The 17199-nt window shown below is 62.2% G+C and carries 14 protein-coding genes; 10 read left to right on the forward strand and 4 right to left on the reverse strand.

The window, feature by feature from the left end:
- Together EV286_RS17860 and EV286_RS17865 are read left to right on the forward strand one after the other, a co-directional pair.
- Positions 1 to 978 (forward strand): ABC transporter permease, encoded by a 978-nt coding sequence (locus EV286_RS17860; RefSeq protein WP_132958482.1) that lies wholly within the window; start codon positions 1 to 3, stop codon positions 976 to 978.
- Positions 979 to 1012: 34 nt separating this feature from the next.
- Positions 1013 to 2410: an LLM class flavin-dependent oxidoreductase gene (locus tag EV286_RS17865; RefSeq protein ID WP_132958483.1), complete on the forward strand. Its 1398-nt coding sequence runs from the start codon at positions 1013 to 1015 to the stop codon at positions 2408 to 2410.
- A 39-nt stretch (positions 2411 to 2449) separates the two neighbouring features.
- Here the strand turns inward: EV286_RS17865 and EV286_RS17870 are convergent, their stop codons facing one another.
- Both EV286_RS17870 and EV286_RS17875 read right to left on the reverse strand, forming a co-directional pair.
- Entirely contained in the window at positions 2450 to 2932 is a 483-nt protein-coding gene (locus EV286_RS17870) for a MarR family transcriptional regulator (protein ID WP_132958484.1), read from the reverse strand.
- Between the two features lie 100 nt (positions 2933 to 3032).
- Positions 3033 to 4616, reverse strand: coding sequence for an NAD(P)/FAD-dependent oxidoreductase (locus EV286_RS17875; protein ID WP_132958485.1), 1584 nt, complete (start codon positions 4614 to 4616; stop codon positions 3033 to 3035).
- Between the two features lie 302 nt (positions 4617 to 4918).
- Here EV286_RS17875 and EV286_RS17880 point away from each other — a divergent pair, with 302 nt between their 5' ends.
- From EV286_RS17880 to EV286_RS17890, 3 genes are all read left to right on the forward strand, one after another.
- On the forward strand, positions 4919 to 5704 hold the full coding sequence (locus EV286_RS17880) for a cyclase family protein (protein ID WP_132958486.1): 786 nt from the start codon (positions 4919 to 4921) through the stop codon (positions 5702 to 5704).
- Positions 5705 to 5765: 61 nt separating this feature from the next.
- A complete protein-coding gene (locus EV286_RS17885; protein ID WP_132958487.1) occupies positions 5766 to 7355 on the forward strand; it encodes an NAD(P)/FAD-dependent oxidoreductase in 1590 nt (529 codons plus the stop codon).
- A 15-nt stretch (positions 7356 to 7370) separates the two neighbouring features.
- Entirely contained in the window at positions 7371 to 7877 is a 507-nt protein-coding gene (locus EV286_RS17890) for a MarR family transcriptional regulator (RefSeq protein ID WP_132958488.1), read from the forward strand.
- Between the two features lie 7 nt (positions 7878 to 7884).
- On the opposite strand, the gene EV286_RS17895 is transcribed toward EV286_RS17890, so the two are convergent.
- Both EV286_RS17895 and EV286_RS17900 read right to left on the reverse strand, forming a co-directional pair.
- On the reverse strand, positions 7885 to 9429 hold the full coding sequence (locus EV286_RS17895) for an indolepyruvate oxidoreductase subunit beta family protein (protein WP_132958539.1): 1545 nt from the start codon (positions 9427 to 9429) through the stop codon (positions 7885 to 7887).
- A gap of 18 nt (positions 9430 to 9447) precedes the next feature.
- On the reverse strand, positions 9448 to 11601 hold the full coding sequence (locus EV286_RS17900; protein ID WP_132958489.1) for an indolepyruvate ferredoxin oxidoreductase subunit alpha: 2154 nt from the start codon (positions 11599 to 11601) through the stop codon (positions 9448 to 9450).
- A 340-nt stretch (positions 11602 to 11941) separates the two neighbouring features.
- On the opposite strand from EV286_RS17900, the gene EV286_RS17905 reads away from it, so the two are divergent.
- The 5 genes from EV286_RS17905 (at position 11942) to EV286_RS17925 (ending at position 17168) form a co-directional block, all read left to right on the forward strand.
- On the forward strand, positions 11942 to 13477 hold the full coding sequence (locus EV286_RS17905) for an ABC transporter substrate-binding protein (protein ID WP_132958490.1): 1536 nt from the start codon (positions 11942 to 11944) through the stop codon (positions 13475 to 13477).
- 78 nt (positions 13478 to 13555) lie between these two features.
- A complete protein-coding gene (locus EV286_RS17910) occupies positions 13556 to 14563 on the forward strand; it encodes an ABC transporter permease (RefSeq protein ID WP_132958491.1) in 1008 nt (335 codons plus the stop codon).
- A gap of 25 nt (positions 14564 to 14588) precedes the next feature.
- Positions 14589 to 15455, forward strand: a complete 867-nt coding sequence (locus EV286_RS17915; protein WP_132958540.1) for an ABC transporter permease — start codon at positions 14589 to 14591, stop codon at positions 15453 to 15455.
- Positions 15452 to 16336, forward strand: a complete 885-nt coding sequence (locus EV286_RS17920; RefSeq protein ID WP_132958492.1) for an ABC transporter ATP-binding protein — start codon at positions 15452 to 15454, stop codon at positions 16334 to 16336. The genes EV286_RS17915 and EV286_RS17920 overlap by 4 nt, the downstream gene beginning before the upstream one ends.
- Positions 16326 to 17168 (forward strand): ATP-binding cassette domain-containing protein, encoded by an 843-nt coding sequence (locus tag EV286_RS17925; RefSeq protein ID WP_132958493.1) that lies wholly within the window; start codon positions 16326 to 16328, stop codon positions 17166 to 17168. The genes EV286_RS17920 and EV286_RS17925 overlap by 11 nt, the downstream gene beginning before the upstream one ends.
- The last annotated feature ends 31 nt before the right edge of the window (positions 17169 to 17199 follow it).

Raw genomic sequence — 17199 nt, forward strand, 5'->3', positions numbered from 1 at the left:
ATGTCCGCCTCGACATTCGCCGGGCGATCCTCCGCCAGTTTCGCTCGCTTTGGCCTCGTACTGGCCCTTATCGTCGTCTTCTCGATCTTCTCTGCCGCCGCACCGACTTTCCTCACTCCGGCCAATCTGCAGAGCATTCTGGTCAACAACTTCACCCTGCTTGCGATCGTCTCGATCGCCATGACGCTCGCGGTATCGGCCGGAGGCATCGACCTTTCGGTTGGCACCGCGGTAGATTTTGCGAGTTTCGCCTTCGTATCGCTCGTCCTTGCCGGCAAACCGATCGCCCTTGCGCTTGTCGCCGGCCTCGCGGCAGGCGCCCTCGTCGGCGCCTTCAACGCGATCCTGATTTCGGCGATCGGCGTGTCGCCGTTTCTGGCAACGCTCGGCACGTTGTTCATCGGGCGCAGCATCCAGCAGTTGTTGACGAATGGCGGCAATCCCGTCTACCTGCCGCCAGCGGGCGTGCCCGAGGCTTTCCGTTTTCTCGGCCACGGATCGATCGCCGGCGTGCCGGTGCCCCTTCTTGTCGCCGCTCTCACCATCGCCGGCGCTTCGGTGCTGCTTACCCGGACGCGGTTCGGTCGTGTCGTGCTTTCGATCGGGATCCAGCCGAGCGTCGTTCGCTATTCCGGGATCGGCCGTGGCCCCCATGTTGCCGCCACCTTCATTCTCGCGGGAATTGTCGCGGCCGTCGCCGGCATCATCCTGACCGCAACGGTCACCGTCTACATCCCCTCCTCCGGCAATGCCTTCCTGCTGAACGCAATCGGCGCGACCTTCATCGGCACGACCTTCTCGCCGCTCGGGCGCCCGAATGTTGCGGGCACCGTCCTTGGCGTCCTGCTCCTCAGCATCGTTGCCAACGGCCTCCTTCTGACGGGCCTGAATTTCTACTGGCAGCAGGTCGGCACCGGCACCCTCATATTCGCCGTGCTGGCCTTCAGCTTCATCAACAGGAAAGCGGTGGCCGCCTGAGCGAGGTCGACCGAAACCATGCAGGAACAATGACATGAGCCGAGAAATCAGGCTGAACGCCTTCGATATGAACTGCGTCGGACACCAGTCGCCGGGCCTCTGGCGCCACCCGCGCGACAAGTCATGGACCTACAAGGACCTCGACTACTGGGTTCACCTTGCAAAGACGCTGGAGCGCGGCAAGTTCGACGGCCTGTTCATTGCCGATGTGCTCGGCGTCTACGACGTGCTGAACGGCAATGTCGATGCGGCGCTGCGCCATTCCGCCCAGGTGCCGGTCAACGATCCACTGCAGCTCATCCCGACCATGGCCTACGAGACCGAGCATCTCGGCTTCGGGCTGACCGCGTCGCTGTCCTTCGAGCATCCCTATACATTCGCGCGGCGCATCTCGACGCTCGACCATCTCACCAAGGGTCGGGTGGGCTGGAACATCGTCACTTCCTATCTCAACAGCGGTGCATTGAATATCGGCCAGCCCGCTCAGACGAACCATGACGACCGCTATGACCTAGCCGACGAATATCTCGAGGTCTGCTACAAACTCTGGGAGGGAAGCTGGGAAGACGATGCCGTCGTGCGCGACCGGGAAAAGGGCATATTTACCCATCCGGAGAAGGTGCACCCCATCCGCCACGCCGGCAAGCATTTCAACGTTCCCGGCATTCATCTCAGCGAGCCCTCGCCACAGCGCACGCCCGTGCTCTACCAGGCGGGCGCCTCCAGCCGAGGCAAGGATTTCGCCGGCGCGCATGCGGAATGCATTTTCGTGGCCGCGCCTTCGAAGGCGGTGCTCAAGCGCTATGTCGCCAATGTGCGGCAGGCCGCTGAGCGTGTCGGTCGCAACCCGCGCGAGATCCTGGCCTTCAACCTCCAGACCGTCGTCGTCGGCGAGACGGATGCCGAGGCTCAGCGCAAATTCAACGAGTACCGCGAATACGCTTCGTTCGAAGGCGCCCAGACGCTCATCTCCGGCTGGACCGGCATCGATTTCGGCCAGTTCGGCCCGGACGAGATATTGCGCCACCGCTATACCAACGCCGTTCAATCGGCTGTCGAGACCTTCACGACCATCGATCCCGACAAGGAATGGACGGTTCGGGAGATGGCGGATTGGGTGGGCATCGGCGGTTTCGGCCCGGTCTTCGTCGGTTCACCGTCGACCGTTGCCGACCTGATGCAGGAATGGGTCGAGGACACCGACGTAGACGGCTTCAACCTTGCCTACGCCGTAACCCCTGAGAGCTTCGAGGATACGGTCGACCTCCTGGTGCCGGAACTGCAGAAGCGCGGTGTCTATAAGACCGAATATCGCAAGGGCACGCTGCGCGAAAAGCTAGGCGGCAAAGGCCCGCGACTGGTGGCGCCGCATCCGGGTGCCGCCTACCACGATCTCGGATCGGATCCGGCAAGGCTGATCAAGCGAGCATAGCACCCGTACTTGGCTATCTGGGTCGGGGTCGACGCATCGCTAGGAAAGATGGCGCTTGGCCGAATTTTTCAGCAATTCCATCTCGGCAAGAATAGTGCGGATCGTCGCCGGATCGACATCCGCCATCAGGTCGCGCAGCCAGCTTTCGTGCGCTTCGGCCATACGGGAAAAAATCGCCTTTCCTTCATCGGTGAGACGCGCGACCGTCACCCTGCGATCGTCGTCGGGCGTCTCCCTGCGTACGAAGCCATCTGCCTCCAGCCGTTCGATGAGACCGGTTATGTTGCCATTCGTCACCATGGTCCGCTTCGACAGTTCGCCGAGGCGCAGGCCTTCGGGCTCGCGATAGAGCTGGGCGAGCAGGTCGAATTGCGGCAGCGTTGCACCGAACTCGCTGCGCAAACGCCGGCGGACTTCCTGGGAAATCAGCTTCGTGGTCGAAAGCAGCCGAAGCCAGAGGCGAAGCTCCTGCTTGTTGCTGTCGTGCGTGTCGTTGACGATGATTTCCAGATCGACGGCCATGATCGGCAACACCCTGTTCCTGGGACGGCTGATCCTGCCTGCAAGAGCAGAACCGCCACGTCAAGACTAGGTATTACAATCCTAAAGGAATTAACAGGTTTCAGACACCGGCGAGCATTTTCGCGAGCATGAATCCCGAGCCGGCCCCAGTTCCCGCGCCGGGCCAGGTCGACGCGCCGCACATATAGAGCGACGGGACTGGCGTCTTGTACCGCGAATATCCGGCCATCGGCCGGAAGAGAAAATTCTGGTCGAGGTGATGCGAACCGGAGAGGCTGTCGCCGCCGACGAGGTTCGGGTTTTCCCGTTCGAGGTCGATCGGCGAGAAGACTGCTCGCTTGCGGATCCTTGCCTTCGTGCCCGGCGCGTAACGCTCGATGATGTCGACGACGCGATCCGCATAGACCTCTTTCACGGCATCCCAATCCGATCCTTCGATCATGCCCAGGGCATCACCGCGAATGACGGCGGGCAGCACTCGTACCTGCACCCAGAGCACATGCTTGCCTTCCGGCGCGCGGGAGCGATCGACGGCCGTCGGCTGCCCGACGACAAGAGCCGGCTCCGCCGGCAAGAGCCCGTCCATTGCCTCTGCATAGACGCGGCTCATCATCCGCATGTCCGGCGCGATATGGACATAGGCATAGTCCTTCAGCGCCTCACCCGCCGTCCAGTCCGGCAATCCGTCCATGGACATGTGGATCATCATCGCGCCCGGGCCTGGCCGAAAACGGGATGCCTTCTCCTCGACGGCGCCAAGCGCCGGCGCACTGGGCACCAGTCGGCCAAACAGGAGTTTCGGGTTGAGATTGGCGATCACGGCGCGTCTGGCGGCGATCTCCCGCCCGTCGGCCAGCACGGCGCCCGTCGCGCGTTCACCCTCGAGCTTCACTGAAGCCACCGCGCTCCCAAGCAGGATCTGCCCTCCCTTCCCCTTCAGCACTCCCGTCATGGCGTTGATGATGCTGTCGGCGCCGCCCTGGCCGATCACCATTCCGAAGGCCTGGTTCGCCATGGATTCGAGATAGGGGAAGAGCGCACCGCCGGCGACATCGGGCGAAAAGTCGAGATGCAATCCCCAGGCCGCCATCATTGCCTTCAGCTTGTCATTCTCGAAATGAGCATCGAGAAAGTCTCGCGGCGTCGCAAGCAGCAGCCGAACGAGCCGATAAAGCCCGTCGAGCCCGATCGCGCGATAGGCCTTCCAGACCACCTTGACCGTGGCAAGGGACGGCATGGGGGCGCCGAGCAGCGCAAAGATGTGCGGTGCGTCGCGCCCGAAATCCTTGAGCATGGCCTTCCAGGCGTCGGCATCTGCGGAAGAAAGCGAGGCGATGCCCGCAACGGTCTGTTCGAGATCGGTGCCCACCCCAAGATACGTGCCGTCACGAAAGACACTCGCGAAGCATTTCGGCGCCGGTGCGAATCCGAGTCCGGCATTCACCAGTTCTTCCCGATAGGCCGAGAAGAAGGCGGAGCCTGCAAACATCGAAAGATTCATGGCACAGAGATCATGACGAAAGCCCGGTTCCGTCAACTCGCGCGTCTTGACCGCGCCGCCCGCTTCGGAGGCTGCCTCGACGACAACGACCTTCCACCCCTTCGATGCGAGATGAACCGCTGCCGCAAGGCCGTTGTGGCCGGCTCCGATCACTACGGCATCGCAACTCGCAATCGATGTCATGAAAAGCTCCCTCGCCCGATATACTTATATGCATACATTTTTGGATCGGACCCGCAAGTGGCCGAGAACTGCGAGACCAGCTGTTCATTCGCCAAGGAATTCCGCGTTGCAAAGCTTCAGCGTCCGCCCTTCGCTTACGCGAGACAGGAGCAACGGCGAGCGGCCACAGGAATTGACCGAGGATATACTTGCAACATCATATTTTCTTTCATAGGCTCGCGCGGAGCCTGAAATCGGACCGGTTGGATGAAAGACCGCTATGACGTGGCGGCACCGGATCCGGGCCAAAAAAGGGGAACTAAATGAGTAGCTCAGCCATCCTTTCCAATCTCGGTTCCGCGCTTCTGACCGGCGAAGTCAAGGTCGTGGATATTACGGCTCCGCTCGGACCCGAAACACCGGTTCTCTACCTCCCACCCCAGTTCGGAAAGAACACTCCGCAGGTAAAGGTCCATGCAATCTCCAAATACGATCAGGACGGCCCGTTCTGGGCGTGGAACTGGATCGAGCTTGGCGAGCATACCGGCACCCATTTCGATGCGCCCTGTCATTGGATCACCGGCAAGGACAACCCGAACAACACGACCGACACGATCCTGCCGCAGAACTTCGTGGCGCCGGTCAACGTCATCGACCGTTCCAAGGAAGCCGGCCTCGATCCGGATTACCTGCTGACGGTCGAGAGCATCCAGGAATGGGAGGCCCAGCATGGCGAGATCGAAGCCGGCAGCTGGGTGCTGATGCGCACGGACTGGTACAAGCGCAACGGTTCGACCGAAACCTTCCTCAATGCCGATGACAAGGGTCCTCACTCGCCCGGTCCGACCGCCGAGGCGATCAAATACCTGCTGTCGAAGGGTATCATCGGCTGGGGCCAGGAAACGATCGGGACGGATGCAGGCTCCGCCGGGGGCATGACCCCGCCCTTCCCGGCCCATCACCTGATGCATGAGGCCAACAGATACGGGCTTGCGAGCCTCAGCAACCTTGATCAGTTGCCTGCGAAGGGTGCGATCCTGATCGCCGCCCCGCTGAAGTTCGTCAAGGGAACCGGATCGCCGGTTCGCGCGCTCGCGCTGATCGCCTGAGATCGTCAAGGGCCCGGCATTTGAGTGCCGGGCCTTTTCGTTGCAAGCAGTTCGGTGCCCCATGGCGGAATTCGACTATATCATCGTCGGCAGCGGCATAAACGCGCTCGTAGCGGCCGCCATGCTTGGAAAGAAGGGCCGACGTGTTCTCGTGCTGGAACGCAACGACCGGATCGGCGGCTGCCTGCGTACCGAGGAAATCACCGCGCCGAGCTTCGTCCACGACGTCATGGCAACGACCATGGTGCTGTTCCTGACATCGCCCGCCTACGGGGCGATCGGCAAGGATCTCGAAGCCCGCGGGCTTGAGTTTGCCCATGCCGACCTGCCGACGGGTGTCTTGCGCCCGGATGGCTCGCATGTGGTCCTGTCCAAGGACCGGCAGCGCAATGTCGCGGCGTTCGAGGCACTCGCACCGGGCGACGGCAAGGTTTTCGACCGGGAGATGGGAGCTTTCGGCGCGGACGCCGCCTTCGTCTTCGCACTTCTCGGCGGCAATCTCTGGTCGTCGACGATCCTGAAGACCGTTGCCCGCGAGGCCTGGAAGCGAGGGTTGAGGGGCCTTGCCGCCTGGTTCGGCGAGGCACTGGAGCCCGCCCGGCCCTATCTCGAGAGCACCTATCAGTCGGAGGTGCTGCAGGCTCTCTGGGCACCTTGGGCCCTGCATTGCGGTCTTGGCCCGGAGAGCGCCTATTCGGCGGAGATGGTCAAGGTCATAGGTTTTGCCATAGAGCTGGCCGGCTGCCCTATCGTCAAGGGCGGCGCTACGAACCTGCTGGCCGCCTTTGAAAAGCTGATCGCCGACCAGGGCGGCTCCATCAGAACAATGGCGGATGTGGAGCAACTGCTACCGGGCCCCGGCGGCCGCGCGGACGGCGTGCGGCTTGTCGACGGAACGGAGATCCGGGCTAAGTCGGGTGTGATCGCATCGGTCACTCCGCACCAGCTTTACGGCCGTTTGATGGGCGACTGGCCGGCGCCCCTGCCTGCAGACGTGGAGACCGGCCTCAAGCGCTACCGCTACGGCAAGGGCGACATGCAGATCCACTATGCGCTGAAGGCGCCGCCACGCTGGAAACATGGAGAGGATCTCGGCAAGGTCGCCCTGCTACACCTCACGCCAGGCCTCGATGGCGTCTCGCGCTCGGCCAACGAAGCTGAGCGTGGCATGCTGCCGGCCGTGCCGACCATCTGCGTCGGCCAGCCGACATCCTTCGATCCGAGCCGCGCGCCGGAAGGCCAGGCCATTCTCTGGATACAGTTGCCCGACGCCCCACGCCACATCAAGGGCGATGCCGGCGGCACCATCGCGTGTCCAGCCGACGGACGCTGGACGGAGAGCGTGCGCGAAGCCTTCGCCGACCGGGTCGAGGCGATCCTGAAGGACCATATCGAGGGTCTTGCTGAAGATGTGATTGCCCGCAGGAGCTATTCGCCGGCAGATCTCGAAGCCATGAACATCAATCTCGTCGGCGGCGATCCCTATGGCGGATTTTGTGGGCTCGATCAATTTTTCCTCTGGCGGCCGTTCAAATCGACGGTTAACCACAAGACGCATGTTCCGGGGCTTTACAATATTGGAGCCTCAACGCATCCCGGCCCTGGGCTTGCCGGCGGCTCCGGCTTCCTGCTGGCCTCGTCGCTCAAATAGACTGAAGGAGACTTGATGGAGGAACGTTTTTCCGGCGGCATCCTGAGATCGAACCGGCAGGACGACACCATCGTTCCGAGCCTCGGCGAGATCGGCCTGAACAACTTCGCGCCCTACCTGATGAACAGGCTCATGGCGCGCTACAATGCGAATCTGGCCGAAGAGCTGAAGCACATGGACATGACGACAGCGAAGGTGCGTACGCTCGCCGTGCTCAGCGTCACCTCGTCGGTCACGATCAACGAACTGTCTGTCTTTGCCGTCATCGAGCAGTCGACGATGAGCCGCACCCTCGATTCGCTCGAGGAACAGGGCTTTATCCGCCGCCAAGCACGCGCCGAGGACATGCGTGTTCGCGACGTGACGATCACGGAAGAAGGCCGTGCGGCATTCGACCGAGTCTGGCCGACGATGTATGGCTTTCTCCTGCAGATGTTCGACGGCATCGACGAGGATGAGCATCGCGCATTTGTCGGGACATTGCAGAAAATCCTTCGCAACGTGCGAAAGCACGACATCTGAGAAGCCGTCAGAGACTTGCGACTGTCTTCAATGCGCCGTCGAGCGCAACGCCATTCTCGTCGAGGAGCGCCGATTGCTTGAGCCGTCGCAACCAGGCGGCCCCGTCCTCCCGTTCAATGAGCATCGGCAATGCGGAGAGCACCCGGTCGAACTTCGAGAGGCCGCGCGAATGGGTGTCGGAATACCCCTTCACCAACCGCCGACAGCCAAGCACTTCGACCGCCAGATCATAGTTCTTCGGCAGGGCTGACAGTGCCTTTTCGAGCCAGGCCTCGCGGTGAATCACTTCGCGATGGTGGCGCAAGCTTCCGCGCCTGCGGCTCCTCAAACCCGCGATAAGATAAAGCCCGCTGAACCAGAAGATCGTCCCGGTCTTCACGCGTCTTCCCCTGTTGACCATCCGGTCGAGACGGGCAAAGAGCGCCGGCCGGTTCTCGATCCATTCGCCGAGCTTCCTCGGAAGCGTGCCGCACACCTCCTCCATGCGAGGATGCATGTATTCGGTCATGTAGACGATCTGCTCGCCCCTGGCGCCGACTTCGTTGCGCACGCGATCGAAGCGCGAGGCGCGAACCTTGAGATCGGCGACGCGAACGACGTCGTCATAGGCCATGGCGATGGCGACATACTTGGCAGCCTGCACCGTGAAGGCGAAACCCTTCTCCTCGCCGCCATTGACGCGGTCGGCCGCGTAAAGAGCACCGACCCGGTCGATATATTCCCCGGCATAGGCAGGGTCCTGAAAATCCGTCAGCTTCTTGACGCCGGCATAGAGCAGGCCATGGGCTTCGGCCGGAAACTCCTTCCGGATGCGGGATACGAGCCTGTCGAGCTCGGGATGGCCCGTCCGATCGGGAAGGGGCTCGATGCGCTTCGGCGGCGTTGCGTTCAGTTTCTCGCTTTCACCCTGGAGCGCGCGTTGATGGGCTGCGTTGAAGGCTTTCAGGCTAGCCTCGATGCCCTTTCCGCCAGCCCTGATCGTCGCCTCGAACGCTTCCTTGGCAAAGGGAAGCGCCTTTGAAGCGGCAAGAGCGCCGAAGAGCGCCGAAGAGATGACGCTGCCGTTCTTCGCGGCAAGCGTGTCCATGTCGAAGGCGATCGTCTTCCTGGCCGCGAATTCGGTCGCGTCGACGACGACGGTCGGATCGCCGATGCCATCGCCGGGCTTCTCCTTCTCGCCGACCGCGTAGGAGCGGTGCGTCGAGGCGATGAGCATGGTCTTGTCCGGCGTCACCAGCCCGCGCATGACCGAGCGCCCCGCCTCCATCAACTCAGCCGCAATGACGACATCGACATCGCCTGGCGTCGGCATCAGTGACAGGATCGGCGTGACGTCCTGGCGGGCCGGAAGCATCTCGAGATAGTAGATCGTAGCGCCGGTGCGCTGGGCGACACCCGGCACCGAGGTCGTCTGCGCGACCCAGCCCTGTTCTTCGGCAAGGGCGACGATCCAGTCCGCAAGGACGCCGCCGCCCTGCCCGCCCATGGCGAGGATGGCGATCGACAGCGGCCTGTCGGTGGATAGCAGGGGCGACGAGCTCATGGCCGGCATTTCCAAGGCAATTGTTCCTCAATCCGCAAAGACGATGCGTCCGGCCTGACGGCGCTTCTGCAGCCAGCCGATGACGGCCGAACGGAGCCGATGGACGAAGTTGTCCCAGCCGGTCGGGTTGTGAATGATGTCGGCGCGGTAGAAGGAAGGACAGAGGACCGCGGCCTCCGACACCTCTCCGCAATTGCCGCAGCCGACGCAGGAATTGTCGATCGCCGCGACCGGATCATCCTTCAGGGGATCATCCGTATGCTTGACCGACAGCGAAGGACAGCCGGACAGGCGTATGCAGGCGTGATCGCCGGTGCAGACGTCTTCATCCACGCCAAAACGTTCCTTCACCATGCGCTTGCCGTCCTTGACGGCCTTGGTGAATTGCGGCTTCACGCGGCGCTGCTTGTTGAGCATGCATTCGGACGAGGCGACGATAATCTTCGGCCCGGCCTCCTTCGTCGTCAGAGCTTCCCTGAGCGTGTCGCGCATCCTTGCGACATCATAGGTTCGATCGATCTGGCGCACCCAGGTGGCGCCGATCCCCTTGACCGCGTCGACGATGGAGTTGTTGGTCTTGCGTCTGGCGTTGAAGGCGCGGGACGACATGATGTCCTGCCCGCCGGTCGCCGCGGAATAGTAGTTGTCGACCACGAGAATGACGCCGTCCTGCTTGTTGAAGACGGCGTTGCCGACAGATGTCGCCAGACCGTTGTGCCAGAAACCGCCGTCACCCATCACCGAGATCGAGCGCTTGTCCGCCTCGACATTGAAGGCCGACGCGGAGGCTGGACCAAGCCCATACCCCATCGTCGTGCCGCCGATGTTGAAGGGCGGCAGGATCGAGAACAGGTGGCAACCTATATCGGCCGAGACATGATGCGGGCCGAGTTCCTTCTCGACAAGCTTCATCGCCGCGAAGATCGGCCGCTCCGGACAGCCGGTGCAGAAGCCCGCGGGGCGCGGCGGGACGACCTCGGCGAGAGCCTTGACCTTGGGATCGTTGAGGACGGGGGTCGGATCCGGGACCGGCGGCCGGTTGCCGAGCAGCTGCGGGGCATTTGCCTCGAAGAACGCCGCCATACCCTTGATCAGCACCGGCGTCGTATATTCCCCGCCGAGCGGCAGGACATCCTTGCCGGACACCTTGGTCTGGATGTCGCGTCGGCGAAGCAGGGTGTGCAACGCCTGCTCGATATATTCGGGCGCGCCCTCCTCGATCATCAGCACGGCTTTCTTGCCGGCGGTAAACGCGACAACCTCGTCGTCGATCATCGGATAGGCGACATTCATCACATAGAGCGGGACGCGACTGTTTCCGTAGACATCGGCAAGGCCCATGTGCTGCAGAGCGCGCATTGCACCATTATAGATGCCGCCCTGCAGGATGATGCCGACTTCCCCTTCCTCCGGGCCGAAGAACTCGTTGAGTTTCGCGGACCTGATGTATTCGACGGCAGCCGGCCAGCGACGCTCGAGCTTTTCCTTCTCATGAATGAAGGATGCAGGCGGCAGCACGATGCGGTTGACGTCGCGCCTCGGATTTTCCAGCGCCTGCTTGAGCGAATATTCGGGGCGTCTGTTGTCCTTGGCCGCGAACTGGCCGTGGACATGGCAGCTCCTGATGCCGACCTGCAGCATCACGGGCGTGTTGGACGCCTCGGAAAGCTCGAAACCCTTCTCGACGGCATCGACGATCGAAGGCAGGTTGGGGCGCGGGGTCAGCAGCCACATCTGCGACTTCATCGCATAGGCATGGCTGCGCTCCTGCATGATCGAGGAACCCTCGCCATAGTCCTCGCCGATGATGACCAGGGCACCCCCTGTCACGCCGCCGGAAGACAGGTTGGAAAGCGCGTCGGCGGCGACATTCGTTCCGGCCGTGGATTTCCAGGTCACGGCACCCCTGACGGGATACATGACCGAGGCCGAGAGCATGGCGGCTGCGGCGGCTTCGGAAGCCGAGGTCTCGAAATGAACCCCGAGGTCCTGCATGACATCCTTGGCATCTGCCAGAACGTCCATCAGATGCGAGATGGGTGAGCCCTGGTAGCCGCCGACATAGGAAACGCCCGACTGCAGCAGCGCCTTGGTGATGGCAAGAATGCCCTCGCCCTTGAATATCTCTCCCTCGCCGAGCTTCAGATCCTCGACTTCCCGGGCGAACGAACGTTCAGCCATGGCAGTTCCCCTTATCCCGTTGACCGGAATTGTTCAATTATCATGCATGAGCATATTTTCGGCAATCGCCCGATGTCAAATGAAATAGCGAGCGCGAAGAGAATTGTGGCATGCCGGTATTCTTGCTGCAGGTCGCCGGCGATCAGGGCCGATGTAAATAAAATGCATTTGCATATTTTCTTGCCAGCAACGGGCGTTTCGGCGCCGGCAAAAATTTCAAACATCAAACAATCGCCCTTGTCGAAACCAAGGGATCATTTTAAGGTTAAAGCATATCAACAAGAAATGCCTTCGCAGGGCTCGAATCTTGCAGAAGTCAGGGGAACAACGGAGTATTGCCATGCTGACACTTTCACGTCGTCAGACCCTAGGTCTTGGCGCTGCTGCATTCATTACCGGCGTATTGGCCGGTCGGTTGCCGGTTTCGGCAGCCGATGCTTCCACACTTACAATTGCCTTCAACGTAAACCTGCCCTCCTTCGATCCGACCGTGGGACCATCCGCGGTCAATCCGACGATCCAGGCGATCTACCGCTCGATCTTCGACCAGTTCGTGGCCCAGGGCCCGGACCTCTCCTTCCAGCCGGGCCTTCTGACTGCGTGGGGCTGGAACGACGACAAGACCAAGATATGGATGGATGTTCGCGAAGGCGTCACCTGGCATGACGGCACGCCGTTCACGCCCGCAGATATCGTCTGGTCGCTGGAGCGTGCGGCAAAGGCCGAGACCGGCAACCCGATCCAGTTCGTGTGGTCCACTGTCGGCAACTTTACGGTGGACGGGAACCGCATCACGGGCGACGTGCTGCGGTTCGATCCCACCGTCTTCAAGTGGATGGCCTTCCTGACCGGCTACGTCATGCCCAAGGCCTATTACGAGAAAGTCGGTCCCGAAGGCTTTGAAAAGGCACCGGTCGGCACGGGCCCGTATATGTTCGACGCCTATGAGGGCAACGCCTTCCTGAGGCTCAAGGCCAATCCGAACTATTTCGGCGGCAAACCGGCATTCGATACGGTCGTATTCAAGTTCGTTCCCGACGCCACCAGCCGTGTCGCCGAAATCGAATCCGGCTCGTCCGACATCACGCTCGAAATTCCCTATGAGGAGTTTGACCGGCTGAAGGAGAAGGACGGGCTTGCCGGCGTGTCGACGCCGATTTCGGACATCGGCATGATCTTCATCAACAATGTCGATGTCATGCTCGACAAGAATGTGCGCCTCGCCGCCCACCACGCCATCGACAAGAAGGCAATCGTCAGCCGCCTGCTGCGCGGCTATGGCGTGCCGATCGATACCCTCGAAGCGCCGGAATATATCGCCTACGACGCCTCGATCACCGTCGGCTACGATCCGGAACTGGCCAAGAAGCTGCTTGCCGATTCCGGCTATTCGCCCGACAAGCCGGCAAAGTTCACGATCCAGACCACTCGCGGCTTCAAGCCGAAAGACTACGAGATGATCCAGGCGATCGCCGGCATGTGGCGCAAGGTCGGCATCGAGGCAAATATCGAAGTCTACGAGATCGCCAAGCACTACGAACTGCGCGCAGCCGATACGCTTGCACCGGCGGCCTTCTACAACTGGGGCAACGCGATCGGCGATCCGACGACATCGACCGGCTTCGCGATGTTTGGCCCCTCGCCGCACTCCGTCTGGAACACTGACGACCTCGACAACATGATCGCGCCGCTCTGGGGTGAAAAGGACGAGGAAAAGCGCATCGCCGGCTGGAAGGCCGTCAGCAAGTACATTGCCGAGCAGGGCTATGTTATCCCTGTCCTGCAATATGCGCAGCCGATCGTCTACAAGTCGGCGCTCAAGGTGACGCCGAACGTTTCGGGTGCGCTGCAGCCGACGCTCGTTGCCGGCGCCTGACGGCCGCGGGGGCGGTGCAAGCCGCCCCTCTTTCCCTGGCGTCTACCGTAATCTGCCTTTACTGGCCGACGGATATTCATGAACAGCTACCGCATCCTCAATCGCATTGCGATGGCGGCCGTGACCTTGTTCGGCGTCGCCGTGATCGTCTTCGTGCTGCTGCGCGTCGTGCCGGGCGATCCGATCGCCATGATGATCTCGCCGGGCGCGAGCGCGGCCGACATCGCAACGTTGCGCGCCCAATACGGGCTCGATGCCAGCATCCCGGTCCAGTTCGGCATATGGCTCAAATCCGTTCTCGCGGGCGACTTCGGAACCTCCATTTCGCTACGGCGCGGCGTACTCGAACTGTTGATGGAGCGACTTCCCGCCACGCTGGAGCTGGCCTTCGCCGCACTTGCCCTCGGCGTCCTCGGCGGCGGGTTGATCGCAATCGTCGCAACGCTCCTGCGCAAGACGCCCGCCGAACCTCTCATCGACATCCTGAATGGCCTGTTCCTCGCCGTCCCGGATTTCGTCTGGGCGCTCGTCCTGGTGCTTTTCCTCGGCGTTTTCTATCCGATCTTTCCGCTCTCCGGCCGGATCGACCCGTCGCTGGCGGCGGGGTTCACCACGAATTTCTACCTGCTCGAAAGCCTGCTAACCCTGCGCTTTGGGCTCTTTGCCGATATTCTGTCTCACATGGTCATGCCGATGCTTGCGCTTGGCCTGCCGCTTGCGGCCGTCATCGCGCGTACGCTCAAGGAAGCGCTGATCGAGGTGATGCTCCAGGACTATGTGCTGCTGGCGCGGATCAAGGGAATGTCGAACCTGCGGCTCGTCCTGCAGGAGGCGCTGCGCAATGCGATAGGACCGACGCTGACGCTCACCGGCGTGCAGTTCACCTTCATGATTGGCGGCACCGTCATCGTCGAGCGGATCTTCTCTTATCCCGGCATCGGCAACATGGCGATCGATGCGGTCATCAACCGCGATCTGCCACTGATCCAGGGGCTCGTCCTGATGTTCGGCCTCATCTTCATCCTGATCAATATCCTGATCGACATGCTGACCATGCTCTTCAATCCGAGGATCGCCCATGGCTGAAGTGCAGCATATCGCACGCGGCGAAATGCCGGCGCTCCCGCACTGGCGTCGCCTATGTTCTGAGCTCCTCGGTGAACCGCGAGTCATCTGGGGTGGGGCCTTCATCTTGTTCCTCATCGTCCTTGCGCTCTTTGCGCCCTGGATCGCGCCGAAAGATCCGCTGGAACAGGACCTGATGCTCTCCACCCTGCCCCCCGCAGGCTATAGCGGAGCCGAGCCCGGCTACTATCTCGGCACTGACGATCTCGGTCGCGATGTCCTCTCGCGCCTGATCTACGGCAGCCGGGTCGCACTGACGGTTGCCTTCATTGCGGCTGGCCTTGCGGCCCTCGTCGGCACGATCCTCGGCCTGGTCGCGGGCTGGTACGGCGGCTGGGCGGACCGGATCATCTCCCGCCTCGTCGATATCTGGATGGCATTCCCGCCCGTGCTGCTTTCGGTGCTGCTGGTCGCGGTCCTCGGCTCGGGCTTGCATTCTGTCATTGCCGCGATTGTCATCATCGACTGGACCCGTTTCTGTCGTGTCGTGCGCGCCGAGACGATCGCCCAGGCAAGCCTCGATTATGTGACTGCGGCGCGAACCATCGGCTTTTCGCGATTCCAGATCCTGAGGAACGAGATTCTTCCCAATATCGCGCCCGTGCTCGTTGCACTTGTGAGCCTCGAAATGGGCATTGCTGTCATCGTCGAGGCGATCCTGTCCTTCGTCGGGCTATCGATTTCCTCCGATACGCCCACCTGGGGCGGCATGATCGCACAGGGCCGGCAGACGATCCACCATAGCTGGTGGGTTCTGGTCGCGCCGCTCGCAATGCTGTTCCTGACTGTCCTTGCCTTCAATCAGCTCGGCAGCGGTCTGCGTCGCGCGCTTGATCCGGTGATGCGCCGATGAGCCGTCCCCTTCTCTCCATCGAGGCGCTTAGCGCCTCATCGCTCCGAGACGGCAACCAGCCCGTGCTGCGTGACGTCAGCCTTTCGCTCGAACCTGGGCAGGTTCTCGGCCTTGTCGGTGAATCCGGTGCCGGCAAGTCGACGATCGCCAAGGCGCTGCTCGGCATACTCCCAGCGGGCATCAAGGTCACCGACGGCCGGATTCATTTCGATGGCCGCAATCTTCTGGAGCTTGATCAGCGCGCCTTGCGCGGCATCATGGGTAGCGAGATCACCCTGATACCACAGGATCCGCAGACGGCGCTCAATCCCGGTCGTCGCATCGGCGCACAGCTGACAGATGGTCTGCGCCTGAAGCGTGGGATGAGCGTGCGCGACGCCGACGAGCGGGCTTTGCAGTTGCTCGAGGAGGTTCATATCCGCGATCCCGAGCGCGTCGTCAGGTCGTATCCGCATGAACTCTCCGGCGGCATGCGCCAGCGCGTACTGATCGCAGCCGCCTTTGCGCTGGAGCCAAAACTTGTTGTCGCTGACGAGCCGACGACGGCGCTCGACGTCACCGTGCAGAAGGAAATCCTGCGGCTCATTCGCCGAATGCAGGAAAGCCACGGAACCGCGGTGGTCTTCGTCACCCACGACCTGGGTGTCGTTGCCCAGATATGCGACCGCATCACGCTGCTCTACGCCGGCAAGGTCATCGAGGCAGGAACGACCGCCGATGTGCTTACGGCACCGAAGCATGCCTACACCAAGGCCCTCATCGCGGCGAGCCCGCGCTATGACCGACAGGATGCCGGGCTGGAGCCCGTGCCCGAAACAGTGTTCGAGGCGCTGCGCTGCGAGGTGGGGACGCAAGGCAAGGAGACCGCCGATGGCCGATGATCTGCTTGTCGCGACCGGCGTCGAGGTCACTTATGGAGGCCGCGCCTCGATCCTCGGTGCCGGCAGGCCGGGCAACAAGGTTCTGCACGGTACGGATATCCGTATCGGACGCGGGGAGACGGTCGGCATCGTCGGCGAATCCGGCTCCGGCAAGACGACGCTCGGACGGGCACTGCTGCGGCTCATCGATGTCTCGGCCGGCCGCATCCTCTTCGACGGCCGCGATATCACGAGGCTTCCGGACCGCGACATGCGCCCGCTGCGGCGGCGGATGCAGATGATCTTCCAGGATCCCATGGCCTCGCTGAACCCACGTCATTCCATCCGCCGCATCCTGGCCGAGCCGCTCTTCCTCCATGGCCTCGCCTCGGACAGACGGCAGGCGGAGGGCCTGCTGCGCGAGATGCTGGATCGCGTCTCCCTTCCTGCCGTGGTGCTGGAACGCAATCCTCACGAGTTGTCGGGCGGCCAGCGGCAACGCATCGGGATTGCCCGTGCGGCCCTCCTGCGGCCTGACTTCGTGCTCGCCGACGAGATCGTCTCGGGGCTCGACGTCTCCACCCAGGCGCAGGTGCTGAACCTTCTCAAGGGATTGTCACGCGAGATGGGGCTCTCCATGGCCTTCATCAGCCATGACCTTTCGGTCATCCGCGCCGTGTGCGACCGCGTCTATGTTCTGCGCCTCGGCAAGATCGTGGAACATGGCCCCTGCCAGCAGGTCTTCAGTGCTCCGCGATCGGCCTATACCAAGGTGCTGCTCGACGCGATACCGTTGCCGGAGATCGACCCGAGCTGGCTCACGCGCTCATCCGTCAGCGAGGACGCGGTCTGACGAAACGGTTTCCAAACGGGCGGGACAGGCT

It is taken from the genome of Rhizobium sp. BK251, from assembly GCF_004345245.1.
Taxonomy (GTDB): Bacteria; Pseudomonadota; Alphaproteobacteria; order Rhizobiales; family Rhizobiaceae; genus Rhizobium.